Source organism: Vagococcus sp. JNUCC 83, assembly GCF_053667615.1.
This window is the reverse complement of record NZ_CM132204.1, coordinates 143,387-165,293: the sequence shown is the minus strand read 5'-3', so window position 1 is coordinate 165,293 and position 21,907 is coordinate 143,387. Positions and strand designations below refer to the sequence as shown.

The 21,907-nt window shown below is 32.5% G+C and carries 22 protein-coding genes; 11 read left to right on the top strand and 11 right to left on the bottom strand.

Translation table 11 applies throughout. The annotated features are described in order from the left end of the window. Positions 1-22 precede the first annotated feature (22 nt). From JNUCC83_RS00850 to yjbM, 5 genes are all read right to left on the bottom strand, one after another. Complete coding sequence (locus JNUCC83_RS00850; protein ID WP_454460381.1) at positions 23-925, bottom strand: magnesium transporter CorA family protein; 903 nt, start codon at positions 923-925, stop codon at positions 23-25. Positions 926-996: 71 nt separating this feature from the next. Next, a complete protein-coding gene (gene mgtE, locus JNUCC83_RS00845) occupies positions 997-2,367 on the bottom strand; it encodes a magnesium transporter (protein WP_454460380.1) in 1,371 nt (456 codons plus the stop codon). 15 nt (positions 2,368-2,382) lie between these two features. Next, on the bottom strand, positions 2,383-3,267 hold the full coding sequence (locus JNUCC83_RS00840; RefSeq protein ID WP_454460379.1) for an RluA family pseudouridine synthase: 885 nt from the start codon (positions 3,265-3,267) through the stop codon (positions 2,383-2,385). After that, positions 3,264-4,082 (bottom strand): NAD kinase, encoded by an 819-nt coding sequence (locus tag JNUCC83_RS00835; protein WP_454460378.1) that lies wholly within the window; start codon positions 4,080-4,082, stop codon positions 3,264-3,266. Before JNUCC83_RS00835 ends, JNUCC83_RS00840 begins: the two co-directional genes overlap by 4 nt. Further along, on the bottom strand, positions 4,060-4,746 hold the full coding sequence (gene yjbM / locus JNUCC83_RS00830) for a GTP diphosphokinase (RefSeq protein ID WP_454460377.1): 687 nt from the start codon (positions 4,744-4,746) through the stop codon (positions 4,060-4,062). Before yjbM ends, JNUCC83_RS00835 begins: the two co-directional genes overlap by 23 nt. A 134-nt stretch (positions 4,747-4,880) precedes the next feature. Between yjbM and JNUCC83_RS00825 the strand changes: the two genes are divergently transcribed. Together JNUCC83_RS00825 and JNUCC83_RS00820 are read left to right on the top strand one after the other, a co-directional pair. After that, a complete protein-coding gene (locus JNUCC83_RS00825) occupies positions 4,881-5,462 on the top strand; it encodes a CYTH domain-containing protein (RefSeq protein ID WP_454460376.1) in 582 nt (193 codons plus the stop codon). Positions 5,463-5,565: 103 nt separating this feature from the next. After that, positions 5,566-6,165 (top strand): DsbA family protein, encoded by a 600-nt coding sequence (locus JNUCC83_RS00820; RefSeq protein WP_454460375.1) that lies wholly within the window; start codon positions 5,566-5,568, stop codon positions 6,163-6,165. 143 nt (positions 6,166-6,308) lie between these two features. On the opposite strand, the gene pepF is transcribed toward JNUCC83_RS00820, so the two are convergent. Then, positions 6,309-8,120, bottom strand: coding sequence for an oligoendopeptidase F (gene pepF, locus JNUCC83_RS00815; RefSeq protein WP_454460374.1), 1,812 nt, complete (start codon positions 8,118-8,120; stop codon positions 6,309-6,311). Between the two features lie 24 nt (positions 8,121-8,144). Continuing rightward, complete coding sequence (locus tag JNUCC83_RS00810; RefSeq protein ID WP_454460373.1) at positions 8,145-9,290, bottom strand: competence protein CoiA; 1,146 nt, start codon at positions 9,288-9,290, stop codon at positions 8,145-8,147. A 106-nt stretch (positions 9,291-9,396) separates the two neighbouring features. Between JNUCC83_RS00810 and queG the strand changes: the two genes are divergently transcribed. Further along, positions 9,397-10,542 (top strand): tRNA epoxyqueuosine(34) reductase QueG, encoded by a 1,146-nt coding sequence (gene queG / locus JNUCC83_RS00805; RefSeq protein ID WP_454460372.1) that lies wholly within the window; start codon positions 9,397-9,399, stop codon positions 10,540-10,542. A 189-nt stretch (positions 10,543-10,731) separates the two neighbouring features. Beyond that, a complete protein-coding gene (yjeM, locus tag JNUCC83_RS00800; RefSeq protein WP_454460371.1) occupies positions 10,732-12,234 on the top strand; it encodes a glutamate/gamma-aminobutyrate family transporter YjeM in 1,503 nt (500 codons plus the stop codon). A 39-nt stretch (positions 12,235-12,273) separates the two neighbouring features. Here yjeM and JNUCC83_RS00795 read toward each other — a convergent pair whose 3' ends face one another. Then, positions 12,274-12,483: a hypothetical protein gene (locus JNUCC83_RS00795; RefSeq protein ID WP_454460370.1), complete on the bottom strand. Its 210-nt coding sequence runs from the start codon at positions 12,481-12,483 to the stop codon at positions 12,274-12,276. Between the two features lie 22 nt (positions 12,484-12,505). Beyond that, a complete protein-coding gene (locus JNUCC83_RS00790; RefSeq protein WP_454460369.1) occupies positions 12,506-14,443 on the bottom strand; it encodes an ABC-F family ATP-binding cassette domain-containing protein in 1,938 nt (645 codons plus the stop codon). A gap of 186 nt (positions 14,444-14,629) precedes the next feature. Between JNUCC83_RS00790 and JNUCC83_RS00785 the strand changes: the two genes are divergently transcribed. The 4 genes from JNUCC83_RS00785 to JNUCC83_RS00770 all read left to right on the top strand — a co-directional run bounded on the left by JNUCC83_RS00785 (position 14,630) and on the right by JNUCC83_RS00770 (position 18,451). Beyond that, positions 14,630-15,265 carry a redox-sensing transcriptional repressor Rex gene (locus JNUCC83_RS00785; protein ID WP_454460368.1) on the top strand — a complete coding sequence of 212 codons (636 nt, stop codon included), beginning with the start codon at positions 14,630-14,632 and terminating at the stop codon, positions 15,263-15,265. A gap of 282 nt (positions 15,266-15,547) precedes the next feature. Next, entirely contained in the window at positions 15,548-15,832 is a 285-nt protein-coding gene (groES, locus tag JNUCC83_RS00780) for a co-chaperone GroES (RefSeq protein ID WP_489749544.1), read from the top strand. A 27-nt stretch (positions 15,833-15,859) separates the two neighbouring features. Further along, positions 15,860-17,488 carry a chaperonin GroEL gene (gene groL, locus JNUCC83_RS00775; protein WP_454460366.1) on the top strand — a complete coding sequence of 543 codons (1,629 nt, stop codon included), beginning with the start codon at positions 15,860-15,862 and terminating at the stop codon, positions 17,486-17,488. Positions 17,489-17,641: 153 nt separating this feature from the next. Next, the gene (locus JNUCC83_RS00770) at positions 17,642-18,451 is read left to right on the top strand and encodes an alpha/beta fold hydrolase (RefSeq protein WP_454460365.1); all 810 of its coding nucleotides are present in this window, start codon (positions 17,642-17,644) and stop codon (positions 18,449-18,451) included. Positions 18,452-18,713: 262 nt separating this feature from the next. Here the strand turns inward: JNUCC83_RS00770 and JNUCC83_RS00765 are convergent, their stop codons facing one another. Then, a complete protein-coding gene (locus JNUCC83_RS00765; protein WP_454460364.1) occupies positions 18,714-19,646 on the bottom strand; it encodes a helix-turn-helix transcriptional regulator in 933 nt (310 codons plus the stop codon). 99 nt (positions 19,647-19,745) lie between these two features. Here JNUCC83_RS00765 and JNUCC83_RS00760 point away from each other — a divergent pair, with 99 nt between their 5' ends. The 3 genes from JNUCC83_RS00760 to JNUCC83_RS00750 all read left to right on the top strand — a co-directional run bounded on the left by JNUCC83_RS00760 (position 19,746) and on the right by JNUCC83_RS00750 (position 21,543). Beyond that, positions 19,746-20,288, top strand: a complete 543-nt coding sequence (locus JNUCC83_RS00760; protein ID WP_454460363.1) for a cysteine hydrolase family protein — start codon at positions 19,746-19,748, stop codon at positions 20,286-20,288. Beyond that, entirely contained in the window at positions 20,251-20,658 is a 408-nt protein-coding gene (locus tag JNUCC83_RS00755) for a GyrI-like domain-containing protein (protein ID WP_454460362.1), read from the top strand. Before JNUCC83_RS00760 ends, JNUCC83_RS00755 begins: the two co-directional genes overlap by 38 nt. A gap of 447 nt (positions 20,659-21,105) precedes the next feature. Then, positions 21,106-21,543 carry a CPBP family intramembrane glutamic endopeptidase gene (locus JNUCC83_RS00750; protein ID WP_454460361.1) on the top strand — a complete coding sequence of 146 codons (438 nt, stop codon included), beginning with the start codon at positions 21,106-21,108 and terminating at the stop codon, positions 21,541-21,543. A 73-nt stretch (positions 21,544-21,616) separates the two neighbouring features. Here JNUCC83_RS00750 and JNUCC83_RS00745 read toward each other — a convergent pair whose 3' ends face one another. Continuing rightward, positions 21,617-21,895, bottom strand: coding sequence for a hypothetical protein (locus JNUCC83_RS00745; protein ID WP_454460360.1), 279 nt, complete (start codon positions 21,893-21,895; stop codon positions 21,617-21,619). Positions 21,896-21,907: the final 12 nt, after the last annotated feature.

Below are 21,907 nucleotides of genomic sequence, written 5' to 3'. Positions count from 1 at the left end.
GAGATGATTACCATCTCTTTTTTTATTTTCTTTTATGATTAATAAACATAATCAACCACATAATCAGAACTACTGATAAAATAACCACATAAATCCATTCATAGTCTGATGAAAATCTAGGTAAATCAATATTCATTCCATAAAATCCGGTAATAAGTGTCGGAATCGCTAAAGCTAAAGACCAAACTGTTAAAAATTTCATTGTATCATTCAAATTATTGTTCATGATACTATCAAAAATCCGAGCAATCCTATCAACAATATCTGATTCAAGTTCTGTTATATGAGAGACTTGATTCGCCTCAATAATAGCATCTTCAAGCCTTTCCATTGTTTCCCCATCAAAACTTTGACCTAACTTTGAGCGCTTTATTTGTTCTAAAGTTTCTAAATTATTTTCTGAGGCACTTAACAAGAATGTCAATGTTTGTTGTAGGTAAGATAAGCGAACTAAATCTTTATTTTTCACTTTCTCAGTCAGTAGATCATCTAGCTGTTGTCGTTCTTTCGATATTTCTCTTAGTATCGGTAAATATCTATCAACTAATTCACGTATCAACTCAAATAAAAAAATCATCGGAGTCAACATCTCCTCACTAGCAATGGCTTGTTTAACCCCTTCATAGTTAACAGTACTTTCCCCTTCATTAAAAGAAAACAACCTATCTCCTTGCACTAAAAAACTAACCGGTCTAGACACATACCGAATTTCTCTAGGCTGTTTCGTTGGCACATGAATGATTACTAAATCCAAGTCATTTTCCACATCTTTAATATAATTACTTCGTTCATAAATATCCGTAACGTATTCCAGTGTTTCTTCAGGAATTTTATATGTTTCTCTCAATATATTTTTCTCTGTTTCCGATAAATGATGTGTTTCAACCCACTTAAGAGAAGCATTTATTTCATGTTCTATTAGCATTTTTCACTCTCCTTTATCTTTGTCTATAAAAAAAGAAGCCACGCAAAAATGACTTCTTTTAGTCTCTTTCATTATACACTACCAATGATTAGTGGCATAAATAAACCTGCTATATTGAAATAAATTAAGACGCTTGTCAAGTCACTTAACGTGGTAATAAATGGGCCACTCGCAACTGCAGGGTCAAATCCTATTTTTTCCATCAAAATAGGGATCAAACTTCCTGCTAGATTAGCGATTGTAATCGCACAAAGCATCGCAATTCCGATAACAAGGCCTAGAGGAAAGTTTTGCTTCCAGATGCCAACGACCAAAAAGATAACAACGCCAGTCACAGCACCAGTAATGATTCCTGTTAAAATTTCACTAATAATCAATGAAAAAAAGTTTAACTCTTTATCATCAGACACAGCTAATTTCCTAACAGCAACAGCCAATGATTGTGTTCCAGCATTCCCTGCTGTTCCGGTAATCAGTGAAATAAACACAGCTAATATGCTAGCTTCACTAATTAATATTTCATAGTGACTTATCAATGACGCTGTCGACATCCCTAAAAATAGAAGTGTCACAAGCCACGGCAATCGTTTCAATGCAGCTTGAAAGGAACTTTCAGTTGTTGCTTCAACATCGACCCCGGCCAAACCAGAGTAATCACTCGCTGCCTCATCATCAATAACGTCAATGATATCATCAACTGTAATAATTCCTAACAAATGATTGTTGTCATCTACAACAGGAACTGCTAGAAAATCATAGTCACGTATCATTTTAGCAACTTCTTCTTGATCTTCATTAACACCAACACTAATCACACGCTCACCCATCATCTCTTCAATCATCATGTCATCATCACTAACAATCAAATCTCTTAAAGAAATAACTCCTACTAACTGATTCGTCAAACTGACCATATACACATAATAAATAATTTCGGCTTCTTGTGCCTTCTTCTTTAATAACGTTAACGCCGAGCGAACTGTTTGATTCGCTACTATCGACACATATTCCGTTGCCATGATCGACCCAGCTGTTTTATCTTCATAATGAAGCAATCGTTTCATGTTTACAGAAGTTTCAGGTTTCATGCGGTCCAAATACTTACGTGCTGTTTCTTCTTCTAACTGACTTAAAATATCCACCGCATTATCCGTATACATGTTTTCTAATATAGCCACCACATAATTTGGTGACATTTCAGTGATATAATCTGTCAATCCTTCATGATCTTCTTCAATGACATCAAGCATATCGGCCATCTCTTTTGGTGAAAGATATGTGTACATGAGATGACGATCCTTTTTGTCTAACGATAGATAAAACTGACCTTGTTCATACAAATGCCAATCAAGAAATTGTTCTCTAAATAAATCCATATTTTGACTTTGCAATAATTTTAATAATTCTTTTTCTTGCTCTTCTTTGTTTAACACTTCTGTCATACCAACGAACTCCCCTTACTCTATTAACTCTTTCATATCATTTGGTAATGGCAACTCAAATGTTAACTCCTCTCTTGTAAATGGATGTAGAAAAACCAATTTTTGACAATGAAGAGCTTGTCTTTGTATTCCTTTTGTTAAGTCCCCACCATACAACTCATCTCCAATTAACGGACAACCTATTTCAGAAAAATGAACCCTAATTTGATGAGTCCTACCAGTATGGAGTTGCACTGAAACTTGTGCGATATCAGCATTTTTATCAACTAATTTATACTCAGTTAACGCACGTTGCCCGCCCTCGATGACACAACGTTTAATAATTGATGTTTCATCTCTTCCTATAGGTAGATCAATTGATTCATGTTCTTTCAAACGTGTTAAGTCCCCACCAACTAACGCATGATAGTACTTTTTCAGCTCGCCTGATTGAAGTTGTTTATCCATCATGGCATGGGCAAATCCATGTTTTGCAAACATCATTAAACCTGTCGTATCTCTATCTAAGCGTGTGACAACATGAATCACACGATTTACATACTCTTGTTGATTATAATAATACTTCACACAATTCGCCATAGTACCATTTTTGTGGTATTGAGAGGGAATGGATGCTACTTCTGTTGGCTTATTAACAATCAACAAATGCTCATCTTCATACACAATATCCAAACTTGATTCAAAGGGAAGCATCGTTTCATGCTCTCCTTCATCAGGTATGATAATCGTCACGATATCCCCTAGTTTAACCTCATATTTTGTGTTTCTAACTTGTTTATTTACTAAAAGAGTTCCACCTTGAAATTTTATTTTAGCCAACAACCGCCTAGAAACTCCCTGATCATTTAAAAATCGTTTTAAAGTAGTTTTTTCTTCATCTACTGTCCAGCTAAATCTCATATTCTCTCGCTACTTTCCTTTGAAGTTCCTATAAAAGCATTATTTACCCGTCGCCAGAAATGGGTATGACGATACAACGCAAAGTGAATTCGTTTCTCCGATAAACGAAATGTCACATGTTTTATATTAGAATTGGTTAATGATAAATTATCCACCTGTAAGCTATATGTTTCTCTTTTTTTCATATCTAACTTAATCCACTCGTCTGGAGCAATAATCATAGGAGAACCTAATGAGCGATACACTCGATTATTTAAAGAGGCTATTTCATTTAATTGTAAAGTATTTACTCTAGGATGTACCACTGCTCCACCTAGACTCTTATTATATGCTGTAGAGCCGGTGGGTGTGGATACAGATAACCCATCCCCTCTATAACACTCAAACAACTCATCTTTTATATAAACATTAGCAACCATGGTTCTATCAACATTTTTAATTGTCGCCTCATTTAACGCTAAAAAATGCCTGTTCGGTAGATTATTAGTGTATGTCAAACAGACATCCAGTAATGGGTAGCTCACACTATTTTGCTTTTCTTCTTTTAAACTTCTAACCAATTCATCAATTTCATAATCACGCCAATCAGTATAAAAACCTAGATGACCGGTATGAACCCCAACAAACCTAACCGTATCTAATTGACCTTCATAAGCATGAAAAGCACTAAGTAATGTACCGTCCCCACCAATTGTGATAATCACATCTGGATGTTTTTTATCTAAAATAAACCCTGCTTTTCTAAGCTTGGTCATCAATTCTTGTGTGACTTTTCTAGACGTTGGTTTTCGGTTAGAGTATACTCTGATTCTCATCATTTTCCCCCTTTCGCTCGCTAACATATCTTTCCAGGTGTTCCAAATCTCGATATGAAAAGAGGTGCTGAGCTTCTTGTATCTCATCTCTTATTTTCGACATCTCTTCATCCAATAAATAAGCTGCCTCTGCAGTAAGCTCTAAACGCTTATTGATTTCTTCAGGAAATTCTCCGTCATATTTATAATTTAATGAATGCTCTATTGTTGCCCAAAAATTCATGGCTAACGTTCTTATTTGTATTTCTACATAAATATTTTTCTCACCCATAATAAGTTGTACTGGGTATTCTATTACCACATGATACGACCGGTAACCACTGGCTTTTTTGTTAGTAATATAATCCCTCTCATGAATAATTTTAAAATCTGTTCGTTTTCGTAACAAATTAACAACTTCGTAAATATCCTCAACAAATTGACACATCACGCGAAGCCCTGCAATATCCTGCATTTCCTCTTCTAATCTATCTAGCTCAATTCCGCGAAGTGTTGCTTTGGTTAAAATGCTATCTTTAGGTTTTACACGACCTGTCACAAATTCTATTGGTGTATGTAAATTATTTTCTTTATATTGTGTTCTAATATTTCTAAGTTTCACCTTTAATTCTGAAACTGCTTGCTCGTATGGTGCCAAAAATAATTGCCAATTTCTATTTTCCATGTTATTCGCCACCTTTACTGTCAACATACATGCTATATTTTAACATAATTGCTCCTAAAAAGTTAGCTCCCGAATAAGTCGAGATGGTTGTTTTTTTACAGCGAATTCATTACACTATTTGCGAGGTGATAAATATGAGTAAAGAATTAGAAATCGAATTCAAAAACATGTTGACTCAAGAAGAGTTTCAACTATTAGTAGATAAATATTTTTTAAATACTCCAGCCTTTTCTCAAACAAATTGTTATTTTGACACCTCTAAAAATGAATTAAAAGAAAAATCTATGGGGCTAAGATTGAGAAAACGCGATGGAAAAAATGAATGCACATTGAAGATACCTACTGCTGATGAACACACTTATCAAGAAGTAACAGATAATCTAACAAATCATCAAATGGAACAACTCATAAAAAATCGACAAATTTTTAAAGATGGTGACGTCGGTTTAACACTGCAGCAACTTGGTATTTCTATAGAAAACTTGCATATAATAGGAGCATTAACCACATATCGAAGAGAAAAAAGAATAAATAACACGACACTCTTAGTACTAGATGAAAGTCATTTTGGACAGACCACTGATTTTGAGTTAGAAATGGAAGTACAACACTCAGATAAAGGTGAAATGTTTTTTAATGATTTTTTAATAAAAGAAGGCATCAAAAGACGTCCTGCTAGCAAAAAAATCGCTCGTATGATAAAATATCTCAGTTGATTTAAAAGCCTTTATTTAAAAGGCTTTTTCCTTTTGTTTTTTATGTATATTTGTTACATTATACGTAAGTAGTAGAACAGTTAGTAAGGTAAGGGGGGGCATAATGGTAGAAATTTATTTATTTGTTAATCCACTAGACGAGTTGTGTCTTTTGTCTGAAAAACGTTTTTTAAAAACAATTGAAAAAGAAGATAACAAAGTGTACTTAAAATTGATTCCAATATTAAACCCACTGATCATTCATCATTATCTAATTGATAATAACTTTCCAACAAAAGATATACACTTTAGAAATCAACTAAGTGAAACTATTTATTCTGCTTGTCTTGATGTAAAAGCTGCTCAATTGCAAGGAAAAAAAATTGGCAGACTATTCTTATTCCATCTACAAGACCTAGTGGGAAAAAAGAAAGTCCCTTATTCCGAAAAATTGGTTGATGATATTCTAAACAAAATTAATGCAGATAAAGAAACCTTTAAATTAGATAGGCAATCAAAACTAATTAAGGACTTTTTTAAAACAGATCAAAAAATAGCCAATGAAATGGGAGTTAACCGATTCTCAAAAGCAGTCATTTTCAACTATGATTCTTCACGAAATTTTGGTGTATTGATTGATGCCTTTTCATCTACCGATTTAATCAAACAATTACTAAAAGTCGAGACTAATCATACAGCTTGCGCCAAACTATTAGAACATTAAAAAGAGGCTGACCCAAAAATCTTAAAATAGAAAAATCCCATGAAATCAGTTTATTAAAACACTGACTTCATGGGATTTCTATTTTGTTAGTTTAGTGATTTTCATTTAAAAACTTACTTTTGGGTCAGCCTCTTTTTTATTTTTTAAAACGAATCAATTAAAGTTTCTAATTCATCTAGTCTTGATTCAAATACTGTCATTGTTTCTTCAATATAATCTGCTTGTGTCATATCAACACCAGCTCGTTTCATGACATCAATTGGATAATCGCTACTTCCTGATTTTAAGAACGTTAAATAATTGTCTAACGCGCTATCTTCCTTACGAATAATTTTATCAGCTAAAGCCGTAGCAGCTGAAAATCCTGTAGCATATTGATACACATAGTAATTGTAATAAAAGTGAGGGATACGACTCCATTCATAAGCAATTTCAGGATCACGTTCCACTGAGTCGCCGTAGTATTTAGCATTTAAATCAGCATAATACTCACTCAAATAATCACTTGTTAGTGGTGTTCCTTTTGCATCTTCAGTATGAATAAAATGTTCAAATTCAGCAAATTGAGTTTGTCTAAAGATTGTTCCTTTTACACCATCTAAATAATGATTTAAGATGAAGGCTCTCACTTTAGGATCTTTTTCTGTTTTTAATAGATGATCTGTTAACAAGTTTTCATTGGTTGTTGAAGCTATCTCTGCTAAGAAAATTGAATAATCTCCATAAACATATGGTTGATTTTTTCTTGTGTAATAACTATGAACACTATGTCCCATCTCATGTACTAACGTAAATAAATGATTTAAACTTTCATGCCAGTTCAATAAAATATATGGCTTAGTATCATAACTTCCAGATGAGTATGCCCCACTACGTTTTCCTTTGTTTTCAATAACGTCAATCCAACGATCGCCATACGCTTCTTTGACAATTTCTAAATATTCTTCACCTAGTGGAGATAATCCATCAAGTGATTTCAATTTAGCTTCTTCATAGGTGTAACGAATCGGAGCATCTCCTAAAATTGGTGTATACATGTCATACATATGTAGTTCACTAACATTTAATAGCTTCTTACGTAAAGCCACATAACGATGTAATAATGGTAAATTTTTATGAACCACATCTAACAACGTATCGTACACTGACTCAGGGATATGATTAGCGCTCAGTGATGCCTCACGAGCAGAGCTATAATTTCTAATTTGTGCATTGTAATTATGTTTTTTAACATGAGATGATAATGTGCTAGCAAAGGTATTTCTAAATTGTTTGTATACTTTATACAATCCTTCAAACGATTCTTTACGCACCTCACGATTAGTACTTTCCATCAGTTGTCCATATACACCTGAAGATAGTTGTACCTTTTCTCCATCGTCATCTGTTACAATTGGAAACTCTAAATCAGCATTGTTTAAAATAGAAAATGTGTTACTTGAGGCAGAGAATATTTCACTCGCTCCAGCTAACAATGCTTCTTCTTTTTCAGATAAAGTGTGATCTCTATCTGCTGTAATTTGATTAATAAAATGACGATAAATCTCTAAACCAGATTCTTCTTTAAAATATGATTCTATCGTATCATCTGATAACGTTAAAACTTCAGGACCAAACCATGACACAGCCTCCCCTGCTTTAGCTGCCATCATACTAGCTTTGGCATATAACCCTTGATACACTGTATTACCTGTATCTTGGTCATTTTTTAAATGCGAATACACATAGATTTTTTCCGTTGTACGATGGATAGATAATACATAGTCAATCGCATCTAAAAATGCTTGTGCCCCATTTTTTAATGTTCCTTGGTAGTCACTTGCTTTGTCTAACTCCGAAGATAATGTCGTTAATGCCTCATTAAACGCATCATCTGATGCAAAAATTGGCGTTAAATCCCATGTTAATTCCTCTGGTAATTCCGAACGATTTGGTAATTGTTTTGTTTCACTCATTTTTAAGTAACTCCTTTCTCATTATCACCTCATAATCATATCATATTTTAACGGAAGAGTTAGTCTTTCGCTCTTGTTTTTAAAGAAATTTTTTAACTGATCGTCAGTCATTTTATTGACTTCTTTAAAATATATCATTTTTGATGATGTTATTTTAATCATCCTTAACCCCTCTAGAAAGTTTAAATACAATGATAAACAATAATCAATGAGCTGATACGGTCCTAGTTGTGAATAATCATCTAACATGCCCATAGGTAATTTTCCTACTATTGCATCCTTTAGCTCATCATAAGTTGTCACTGTGTTAATTTTTAAATACTCTAATACAATCGTACGAATCACGATATCCTCTCCTTTTAATAATGGATGATACACATTGGGTAAATAAATATACGAAGACAAATATAATAAATGCAGGGATTCTTGGTATAAATAACTTTGAATAGACATGACTCTTTTTTCTGAACGATACAATAAATGAGTATATGACTTTTTCCTTATTTCCATTTCTTCTAATGGTGTGTGACATAAATAAGTAGCACAACCAGTCAATTCTCTTAAACTTTCCAAAAGATTTATTTTTAATAAAGAATAGGTTTCTATTTTTGTCACAACCCTTTTTGTGTCTCTCAACAAATAATAAGTCACTACTAATTGATTACTTTCTACAAGTAAACAGTAATCAACATACCCTTTCTCAGAATCAAAATAAATTCCGTGCTTTTTTAATTCAGTCAGTTTCGTTTCATTTCCTAAGCGTTTCCCCCAAATCCAAAACACCTGATAGCCATGATTATGATATTGTTGTGTCCGTTCTTTTAATCTATCAATACTTAATGAACTACACTGAAACTCTATTGCTATATGTTTACCTATCAGAACATCTGCTCGTTGTCTAAATTGTGGCAAATATGCTTCTAATTCATAGTCGATTCCAAATGTTTCACAATTTTTAGCGATTAATAATTTCCCCTGTAGATGTTCTAATGTTTCATTTTCACTATATCCAACACAAGTAGTTAATGACTTATGAGCAAAATGAGGGTACTTAATCGAGCCTTTCTTTAAAATCACCTCGCCTTTACAACACGGACAGTAATAGTCATTCTTTCTGTTTGCTTCATCACTACGAACAACTTGTTCATATTTATTTTTTGCTATTAACACATTTCTCACCTCTTTATAACAATATTTGCGAAATAACTAAAAAAGGTTGAAAAATAGAAGGCTTTATTTGATACTTAATAAAGAATGACTAGGGAGGGACTTTTTAGTGGATACTCAATTATTGAAACAAAAAATTATTGAAGCAAGTCAAGAGATTGGCATAGATAAAATTGGTTTTACAACGGCTGATCCTTTCGACCATTTAAAAGATAGTCTCGTCGAACAAAAAGAAAACAATCATACCACCGGTTTTGAGCATGGAAACATTGATGAACGTCTTTACCCTGAGTTAATTTTTAATCAACCAAAATCCATCATTTCCATTGCGTTAGCTTATCCTACTCGAATGAACGAACGACTAAGATCTGTCCGTGGAGAAAAGAGAGGAAAATTTGCTAGGGCTTCTTGGGGAATTGATTACCATGATATTTTAAAAGATAGACTAAATAAACTGATAGATTTTATTAAAAAAACTACTCCAGACTTTGATGCAAATTTCAAACCAATGGTAGACACTGGTGAATTAATTGATGTGGCTGTTGCTCAACGAGCTGGTCTTGGGTTCATCGGAAAAAACGGCTTGCTCATTACTGAAGAATTTGGATCTTATGTTTACTTAGGGGAAATCATTACTAATATTCCCTTAGAACCTGATACCCCTATAGAAAACAAATGCGGAGAATGCACAAAATGTATTGATCAGTGCCCCACATCGGCTCTTTTAGGTGATGGGCGAATGAATGCTCAAAAATGTTTATCCTATCAAACACAAACTAAAGGATTTATGCCTGAAGAATACCGTCCTAAAATTCGTTCTATTATATATGGATGCGATATTTGCCAAGAGGTATGTCCCTTTAATAAAGGAAAAAACTTTCATTTTCATGAAGAAATGGAGCCTGATCCTGACGTTGTGACACCTTTATTAAACCCCTTATTAACTATTTCAAATCGTGAATTCAAAGAACGTTTTGGTTATCTAGCTGGCTCATGGAGAGGAAAAAAACCTATTCAACGTAATGCTATTATTGCTTTAGGAAATGTAAGAGATAAGACGAGTATTCCTCATTTATTAGAGTGTATCGAAAAAGATCCTCGGCCAGTAATTAGAGGAACAGCGGCTTGGTCGTTGAGTATGATTGATCCAACCAACCCAGCAATATATGACTTTTTATTAGACTTCATAGAAAAAGAAGATGATGATGAAGCGAAAGAAGAAATGAGAAATGCTCTCCTTAGAATGAGAATCTAATGTAGACCTAACAAAACCGCTTTATTTTAATAAGAATAAAATAACAAACAGGTAACAATTTAATAAACATTTTAAAAGAACTGAGTAAATTTACTAACATTTTACTCAGTTCTTTTAATCTATTCTTAGAATGTTTGATATTATAACTGTGGGATATAATAAGGTATTTTAATTTAAGGAGGATTTTTTATGACGAAATCAACAAAAAAAGTAACTCTGTTTGGTTTAATCTTAATGATTTTTACTTCAGTGTTCGGGTTTGGTAATGCCCCAGTTGCTTTTTATCGTATGGGGTACGGTGCGATTATTTGGTACATACTGGCTGCTTTGTTTTTCTTTATACCCTATGCACTTATGATGGCCGAATATGGGTCAACTTTCAAACATGAAAGTGGTGGGATGTATACCTGGATGGAAAAATCCGTTGGTCCAAAATATGCTTTTATTGGGACATTTATGTGGTACACCTCATATATTATATGGATGGTAAACGTATCAACTAAAGTATTTATCACCCTTTCAACCACCTATTCAGGAGCTGATCGAACAAACTATTGGAGCTTGTTTGGTTTAGACTCTACACAAACGATTGGATTACTTGCCATTTTATTTATTATTATTGTGACATTTTTCGCTGCAAGAGGGTTAGATAAAATCACCAAAATCACTTCTGTTGGTGGGATAGCTGTGACATTTTTAAACGTTGTATTGATTTTTGTTAGTTTAATTATTTTAATTTTTAATAAAGGGCAAGTAGCCCAACCAATTGAAGGGATGAAAAGTTTTATTGATTCACCAAATCCTGCATTCACTTCTCCGTTAGCACTTATTTCATTTTTAGTATTTGCTATTTTTGCATATGGTGGACTTGAAGCTGTTGGAGGTTTGGTTGACAAGACTGAAAATGCTGAGAAAAACTTCCCTAAAGGTGTCATTTTTTCTGCTATCATCATCTCTATTGGTTATGCATTAACCATACTTTTATGGGGGGTATCAACCAATTGGAATTCGGTGTTAAGCGGTGACAATGTTAATTTGGGAAATATCACCTATGTTTTAATGAACAACTTAGGATTTGAATTAGGTCGTGCAATCAATCTATCAACAGATACTGCCTTAGCTATTGGTCATGCATTTGCGAGATTCACTGGATTATCAATGTTTTTGGCTTACCTAGGAGCATTCTTTACTTTAATCTACTCTCCATTAAAAACGATTATTGAAGGAACACCTAAAGGACTTTGGCCAGAAAAAATGGTTAGAGAAAATGACAAAGGTATGCCCGCTTTTGCAATGTGGATTCAATGTATTATTGTAGTGCTAATACTGGCACTCGTTTCCTTTGGTGGAAAAGATGCACAGTCATTTTATAACGTATTGACTCTTATGGTTAACGTTTCAATGACCATCCCATATTTATTTTTAACAGGTGCTTTTCCTGCATTTAAACAGAAAAAAGACATCAATCACTCGATGACTATTTTTAAAACTAAAACGCAATATATGGTAAGTACCATCATAGTTATGGCTGTGATTGGTTTTGCGAATATCTTTACTATTATTGAACCTTTATTTAGAAAAGATGGTCCAGTTTGGGGCGATACTTTATGGCAAATTGCTGGGCCTGTATTATTCTCACTAATCGCTTTACTATTATTCAATCGATATGAACGAACTAAAAAAACTAAATAATAAACAAACAGCCAAGACAGATTTTCACTGTTTTGGCTGTTACTTTTTGTATATTTTATTATAAAAAATCAATTCATAAATAAAAACTAACAATGAAACAAGCGCCACAATAGCGAAAAATTTTAACATTAGGTACAAATTCGTAGAATATTTTAGCCAAAGATAAAATAAAACAAGAATCACAATAAATTTTCCTTTGGCATTTAACTTATTTTGTAAAAAATACTCCAACTTATCTTTTTTTCGCATGCGACACCTCCTTATGTCAGTATTAAAACTCTTCTAATTCAACTGAAGCATGTTCCCATGACTCTAATAACGTTTCTTGTTTGGCATAGGCTTTTTTTAATTCTTTATCTAACTCTAACAACGCTTCGTGATCTTCTAACATTTCAGGCTGTTCCATTTCTTTTTGGATACCTTCAATTTTCTCTTCCATCTCTTGTAAATCATTTTCTAAAGATTCTACTAATCGTTCTAATTTACGCTGTTCCTTTTGTCGCTCTTTTGATTCTTCATAACTTAGTTTAACCTCTGTCATGTGTTTCGTTGGATTATCTTGTTCGCCATCAAGTAATGCGTTGCGTTCCTCTTCTTCTTCTTTTTTCTCAATGTAGTAATCATAATTCCCATGATAATAAGTACTACCATCTTCTGACAGCTCTAAAACGCCTGTCGCGATTCGGTTAATAAAGTAGCGGTCATGAGAAACAAATAGCAATGTGCCATCATATTCGATTAAGGCATTTTCTAATACTTCTTTACTATCTATATCTAAGTGGTTAGTCGGCTCATCTAGAATTAAAAAGTTATCACGTTGCATCGCTAATTTGGCTAATGAGACACGGGCTTTTTCTCCCCCACTTAATAAATTAATCGTCTTTTTAACATCTTCTCCAGAAAATAAAAAGCTACCTAATAAAGTACGAATATCTTTTTCAGGTGTCGTTGGGTGCTCACGCCATAATTCTTCCAACACGCTTTGACTTCCACTAAGTTTTCCTTGCTCTTGGTCATAGTAACCAATATCTACTTTATGGCCAATATCAGCTGTTCCTTTAATAAATGGGATATCTCCAATAATACTCTTTAATAAAGTCGATTTACCAACTCCATTTGGGCCAACTAAAGCAATGGCTTCTTGTTTACGCAAAGCTAGATTAATCGGTTCACTCAAAATAAGATCATCATAGCCCACCGCCACATCATCCAGCGTTAGCACTTCTCTACCTGACGTGCGATTGGTTTTAAACAGAAAATGAGCAGATTTTTCATCACCTAAAGGTTTTTCTAACTTTTCCATTTTTTCTAATTGTTTTCGTCGACTTTGAGCACGTTTGGTTGTTGACGCTCGTACAATATTTCTAGCAACAAAATCTTCTAACTTAGCAATTTTATCTTGTTGCTTTTCGTATTCTTTTTCTTCTAGTTCCAGTCTTTCAGCTTTTCTTTCTAAGAATGTTGAATAATTCCCCTTATAATGAGTAATTTTTCGTCGGCTAATATCGTATACTTCATTGACAATTTTATCTAAAAAGTAACGGTCATGAGAAACCATTAAGATGGCTCCACGATAACCTTGTAAATAATTTTCTAACCAGTTAAGAGTATCTATATCCAAATGGTTTGTTGGCTCATCCAATATTAGTAAACTTGGTTTTTCCAATAATAATCGAGCTAATGCTAATCTAGTTTTTTGTCCACCAGATAGATTTTGAACGGGTACATCAAAAAATGATTCATCAAATCGAAAACCATGTAACACTGATTTTATTTCCGATTCATATCCGTATCCATTTATCTCATTAAACTCGTGTTGTAATTTATCATAATCCTTTAACACTTGTTGGTAAGCTTCTTCATCATCGTGAATGTCAGGATTGGCAATATCTTGCTCCAACTGGCGTATTTTTTTTTCCATTTCTTGTACATAATCAAAGACACTCAACATCTCTTCCCAAATTGTTTTATCTGATTCAAGGCCTGTATGTTGGTCCAAATAACCAATCGTTAAATCCTTCGTCTTCGTTACTAATCCTGTGTCTGGTTCTTCCATTCCAGCTAAAATTTTTAGTAATGTCGATTTTCCAGCACCGTTTCGTCCAACTAATGCTATTCTACTTTTATCTTGTATGTCTAATTGTATGTTTTCAAATAATACGTCATCTCCAAATAATCGAGAGACATTATTGGCTTGTAATAAAATCATAACTTCCTCCATCTATTAACTTCTAAAAACAGTTTATCATAAATATAGTATTATGTTTGGTATATTTATCGTTCATAAGTACTCAAGTGTAAGCGTAAAAATTGCTTTTATCCTTTAGTAAAGGTATCCTATTAACGTGAACTTTATAACAATTAGGGTATAAGATAAAAAAGTGAGGGAATTATTATGAAAGACACGACTATCCCAAAGGCAACTGCCAAAAGGTTACCTTTGTATTATCGATATTTAAAATTTTTATTTGATTCAGGTAAAAAAAAGGTTTCTTCAACTGAATTAAGCGAAGCTGTCAAAGTTGATAGCGCCACTATCCGCCGCGATTTTTCTTATTTTGGGGAACTAGGTAAACGTGGCTATGGCTATGATGTAGAAAGTTTAATGACATTTTTTGCCAAAACACTAAATGAAGATCGCTTAACAAATGTGGCTTTAGTTGGTGTGGGTAACTTAGGACATGCCTTGTTAAACTATCGTTTTCACCAAAGTGATAGCATTCGTATCAGTGCTGCTTTCGATGTTAATCCAGATATTGTTGGTCGTATATTAGATGGTGTTCCAGTGTATGACGCTAGTGAAATGGTTGAACAAATACGTGCACAACATATTGATGTTGCTATTTTAACAGTCCCACCAGCACACGCGCAAGAAAATACTGATAAATTAGTTGAAGCTGGTATAAAAGGAATTATGAACTTTACACCTATTCGAATTAACGTTCCAAAAGGAGTTCAAATTCAAAACGTTGACTTAACCAATGAAATGCAAACATTAATCTATTTCCTATCAAATTATAAAGAAGACTAACCAAAAGGCTTAACGAATTTTTTCGTTGAGTCTTTTTTGCTAAGTAATAGTGTATTTTCTTTTGCATGGTGTTTTTTGTCCAATTCAATCAACAAAAATAAACTAAAAACATTCACTATGACATGTTAGGATTAAAGATGGTAATAATTCAATATAAAAAGTATCTATTCTTAAAGTATCAAAATGCTTGCAAAAAAAAACATTTGTCTGTATTATAAAAGATGTGATTAGCACTCGATAAATAAGAGTGCTAAAAAATATAAAATTATGGAGGGATACACATTGTTAAAACCATTAGGAGATCGTGTTGTTATTAAAGTAAAAGAAGCAGAAGAAAAAACTGCCAGTGGATTAGTTTTAACATCAGCTTCAAAAGAAAAATCTCAAACAGGTGAGGTCATTGCTGTTGGTGATGGTCGTACTTTAGAAAATGGGACAAAATTATCCGTATCTGTAAACGTTGGACAAACTGTCCTATTTGAAAAATATGCCGGACAAGAAGTCAGTGACTCTGGCGAAGATTACTTAGTACTACATGATAAAGATATTATTGCAATCGTAGAATAAAAAATAAAATGATGAGGTGAACAATAAATGGCAAAAGATATTAAATTCTCTGAAGATGCTCGTAGCTCAATGGTACGTGGTGTTGATACATTAGCAAATATTGTAAAAGTAACTTTAGGACCTAAAGGACGTAACGTTGTTTTAGATAAATCATTTGGTTCTCCGTTAATTACAAATGATGGTGTCACTATCGCTAAAGAAGTTGAACTGGAAGATCGTTTTGAAAACATGGGTGCTCAATTAGTAGCCGAAGTAGCTTCTAAAACAAACGATATCGCTGGTGATGGAACAACAACTGCTACTGTTTTAACACAAGCAATTGTTCGTGAAGGTCTTAAAAATGTGACTGCTGGTGCAAATCCAATCGGTATTCGCCGTGGGATTGAGCTTGCTACTAAAAAAGCTGTTGAAGAATTACACGCTATTTCTAAAAAAATTGATTCTAAAGAATCGATTGCACAAGTAGCTGCTGTTTCTTCTGGTAGTGAAAAAATTGGTGAATTAATCTCTGAAGCAATGGAAAAAGTTGGTAACGATGGCGTTATCACAATTGAAGAATCTAAAGGGATTGAAACTGAATTAGATGTTGTAGAAGGAATGCAATTTGACCGTGGTTACTTATCTCAATATATGGTAACTGACAACGACAAGATGGAAGCTGTTTTAGAAAATCCATACATCTTAATCACAGACAAAAAAATCTCTAACATTCAAGATATTTTACCTTTATTAGAACAAATATTACAACAAGGTAAACCATTGTTAATTATTGCTGATGATGTTGATGGTGAAGCTTTACCAACATTAGTTTTAAATAAAATCCGTGGTACATTCAACGTAGCTGCTGTTAAAGCTCCAGGTTTTGGTGACCGACGTAAAGAAATGTTACAAGACATTGCCGCTTTAACTGGCGCAACTGTTATAACAGAAGATTTAGGATTAGACTTAAAAGACACAACAATCGACGCGTTAGGTTCTGCAAGCAAAGTGGTTATCGATAAAGATAACACAACAATTGTTGAAGGAAATGGCGATAAAAAAGATATTGAAAATCGTGTGTCATTAATCCGTTCTCAAATTGCTGAAACAACATCAGACTTTGACCGTGAAAAATTACAAGAACGCTTAGCTAAATTAGCTGGTGGTGTTGCAGTTATTAAAGTTGGTGCAGCAACTGAAACAGAATTAAAAGAATTAAAATTACGTATTGAAGATGCATTAAACGCAACTCGTGCTGCTGTTGAAGAAGGAATTGTTGCAGGTGGTGGTACAGCATTTGTTAATGTATTGCCAAAAGTTTCTGAACTTGATGTCACTGGTGACGAAAAAACTGGTGTGAACATCGTTGTTCGTGCTTTAGAAGAACCTGTTCGTCAAATCGCTGAAAATGCTGGTATGGAAGGCTCAGTTGTTGTTGACAAATTAAAACAAGCTGATGCTGGCGTTGGTTACAATGCTAAAGATGATACTTGGGTTAATATGATTGATGCTGGTATCGTAGATCCAACTAAAGTATCTCGTTCAGCTTTACAAAATGCTGCAAGTGTTTCAGCTTTAATCTTAACTACTGAGGGAGTTATTGCTGACAAACCAGAACCAGAAACTCCAGGAATGCCTGGTGGTATGGATCCATCAATGATGGGCGGTATGATGTAAACTCTTTAAAAGAGGTATATTGATATAAATAGAACCACATGAGGGTTTAGTTCTCATGTGGTTTTTTGATGTGGAAAAACAATATTTCTAAATAATAAAACTAAATCCATTATTTTATATATGGTACAATAAATTAAAAAGAGGTGTCTAAATATGTACATCGATATTAATCGTACCACCCTTTACTATGAAGAATATGGAAAGGGTATTCCAGTTATTTGTTTACATGGGTTCTCAGTTGACAGCAATTTAATGAAAGGTTGTTTAGAACCCATTTTTAAGGATAAAAAGAATTTCCATCGTATCTATGTTGACTTGGTTGGGATGGGAAATTCTCCTGAGAACAAAAACATTAAAAATACTGATGATATGTTAAATGTAGTAGTGCAATTTATTCATACATTAGTTGGTGAACATGACTTTTTACTTTTCGGAGAATCTTACGGAGGTTACCTATCATTAGGTCTACTACAACATTTTTCAGAACAGATTAAAGGCTTATTTTTGATTTGTCCTCTCACTGTTGCTAATAATGAAGAAAGAAAATTACCCCAAAAAGAATTAATAAAAATAAAAGAATTTACTGTTGATTCTGATGACAAGGTAGCATATCAAAACTTTTTAGATATGTCAGTAACTATAAATGAAAATACATGGATAGCTTATAAAAAAGATATTCTTCCAGGTATAGAAAAAGCTAATTCGGAATACCTATCTTTTTTATCTCATAATGAATATTCTTTATCTTGTGAGTCTTTATTTCACACTATTAAATTTAATAAGCCAACTGTTATGTTATTAGGAAAACAAGACCATGTAGTAGGTTATCAAGATGCTTTAAATCTGTTACCTAACTTCTCTCGTGGAACGTTTGCTGTCATAGATGGAGCTGGACATAATCTACAAATAGAAAAGCCTAAACTTTTTTCAAGTTTTGTAGAAAATTTTTTGTGTAATGTTTAAATCTAAATTCACTATAAAACTACAAAATATAAGATGAATGATGATGAACATACTTACCATGTTAGTAGATAATATTATCTCATAATAAACGTAAAAAATGCTCATGGATTGTCTAAATAAATTAAGTTTAATGACAAGAGGCTAATCCAAAAGTAACTTTTTAAACGAGAATCACTTTTAGATACTTTTGGGTCAGCCTCATTTATTGTACTAACATTCCATAACTTATTTGACATAGTTCACTGCATAACTAAAGATTTTTTCAATTCGAATACATTATACTCATTTCCCTTAACCGTTTTTTTATTCCATCCCTAACATGTTTAGGTTCAATACACTCACAAAATATCCCAAACCCCAAAATAATATTATAATAATAATCATTTTCTATAAATGGAAAACTTATAATATAGTGTTCTTCCCCATCCGGTATAAACTTTTCATCTGAATTAAAATCTAAAAATCTTTCTTTTATTGATTTATGAATTCTTAATTTAATATTACTTTGCTCTATGCCAAACGTATCATCAAATTCTAGCTGTGGCTTTGGATATTGTCGAGTCTCAAATTTATTTTTTAACATCACTAAATTAGACATACGATTTAATTTAAATAGCCTGAAATCGTTTCTAAGACAGCAATAAGCTTGTAAATACCAATAACCATTTTTTAAAATGAACTGACATGGTTCGGCCTCTCGTTTAATTTCATTTCCATGCCTATCTATATAATTAAAAGAAAGAACTCTTTTTTCATCTAAAGCCTTTTTTATTGTCTCTATATAGTGTTGGATACTTTTCTGAGCCATCCATGGTGTTAAGTCAACATATAGTTGATTTACTTGATTTTCAATATCTTGTTCTGACTCATTCGGAACTAAACTCTTTACTTTTGAAAGAACATTTCTCAAATTCGCCCCATTAACTATATTCGAAACACCTGATAATCCTATCAGTATTGTGGCTAATTCTGTAGAAGAAAAAACATTTTTATCTATTTTATAATTAGGCATTATTTCTATACCTCCACCAACACCAGGGATTGAACGAATAGGAATACCTGCTCTGTCTATTGTGTCAACATCACGATAAATGGTTCGTAAAGATACTTCAAATGTTTCAGATAACTCTTGGGCGCTTACCCTTTTTTTATTAAGTAACACCATAATAATACTAATCAAACGTTCGATTTTCATTTTTATAATTAATCCTCCAAATTTTTTAATTATATATTGTTGACATATAGTTGTCAACAATCGAATTGTATACTTAATTTATTAAGAAAGGAGATTAGCATGAAGCATAAAAGTCTAGTTGTGATTGATATTCAAAATGATATCACAAAAAATTATAAAGAAGTCATACATAATATAAACAATGCTGTTGATTGGGCATTTGATAACAAGATGAGAATTATTTATATCAAACACGAAGATGTATCTCCAAAAGCTCGATATTTCAAACCAAATACTTTTGGTGCTGAACTAACACCTGATTTAAAAGTTGTTTCAAAAAATATATTTACTAAAAATAAGCAAAATGCTTTAACCTGTGAGGATTTCAAAGAATTTATCGATAAACACCAAATCAATGAGTTTTATATTGCTGGTGGGGATGCATGTTTTTGTATTAAATCTACCTGCTATAACTTACGAAAGAATAATTTTCAAGTTACTGTGTTAACAGATTGCATAACTAGTTATGATAAAAGCAAAATGCATGATATGCTTTTTTATTATGAAAGTAAAGGATGCCATAATACAACCTTAAACGATATACTAAAAGAAAAAGGAGTATCAAATGAATTTATCTATTGTAGAATCAATCAGAACAAATAATTTTAATGATAAAAATATCGAAACAAAAATGACTAACTTATGGAAATGCGCTATAGAAAAAATTCAAAAAATCGACACCACTATTTATGCAATTTATCACGATTATCAGTCCGATTTTCGAGGAGACTATACTTGTAGTATATGTATTAGAAACGAATATGAAGAAAATAATTCAAATAATATAAATATTTTAGATAATACTAAGTACAGAATGTTTAAAGTTGATTCTTCTGTTGATAATAGTATTTTCAATACATGGAAACTTATATGGGAACAAGAAGAAAAAGGTCTATTAAATAGATCTTATACCTATGATTATGAAAAATATTATTCTCAAGACAATATAGAAATATATATTGCTATTCAGTAATATCATTAGAATAACTTTAAAACATTGAAAAATACATCCAATTTTAAAATCTTAATTAAAATAATGGTGCTAATGATGGGCGGTATGATGTAAACTCTTTAAAAGAGGTATATTGATATAAATAGAACCACATGAGGATTTTGTTCTCATGTGGTTTTTTGATGTAGAATGTGACGTGAATCTACTTAATTTAATATGGTATAATGATTCTCTAAAGGAGGGTTATATGGATAAATCAAGTTGTTTCTTTTAGCTATTTTTCTTTTTATATTGAGCCAATCAGGAACTCTACTATCTGGATACATAACAATAGAGCTATCCCCAAACATATTAAACACTTCATTACTTACTTTATTTTTCATTTTATTAATCAGTTGTTTCCTATTCATATTAACTAAATTAAATTTGAAAAGTAAATTAATCAAATCAGATATTAAGTATGTGTTTATGACTCCTATTGTTATTTTTATCATCAACGTTATTACAAAGGCTTTATTTAATATTACTGATAATTCACAAAATCAAGAGGCTATTCTATCAGATATTACAAAAGGATTTATACCTGTAAGTTTTGTTCTTTTAACAGCACCATTATTCGAAGAAACTATTTTTAGAGGAATAATTTATCAAAAGATATTTAATAAAAACATTATAGGGCTAATTATTCAAGCTTTCTTATTCTCTTTACCACACATACTACCTGATATTTTAGGTGGTTCATTTCATTTAGCTTTCTTTTTACAATACTTTATACCTGCTATTATTTATGCTTTAGTTTACAAAAAAACAAATAAGTTGGAAATCCCTATGTTAGCTCACTTTATTAATAATGCTATCCCTATAGTGCTACTTAGTATCATGATAATTTTTAAAATACCTTTATAGTTTTTCACTATTAACGTTTAAAGCACGTTAAGAAGCAACTCTTCACGTGTTTTTTTGATGTTAGACATCTACTTTACACTAAATCTTCGGAGAACATTGCTATAGATGGATAGTGTGAATTATCATTAAGTTTTTCATTTAAATTAACTGCATATACCATATAAAACGATTCAGTATCACTTTGAACCAACTCATTATACATTTTCTCAACCTTTAAAACATCTTCTGAAACAAAGACAACAGAAGTAACTCCAACTTTTTTATCACCTTTTGTTAATACCTCACCTTTCATAATTAGTTTTAAATCACTATTTGTTTCTAACGCCTGTTTCACCATTTCTTGATTTTCCATTACTAATCCCTC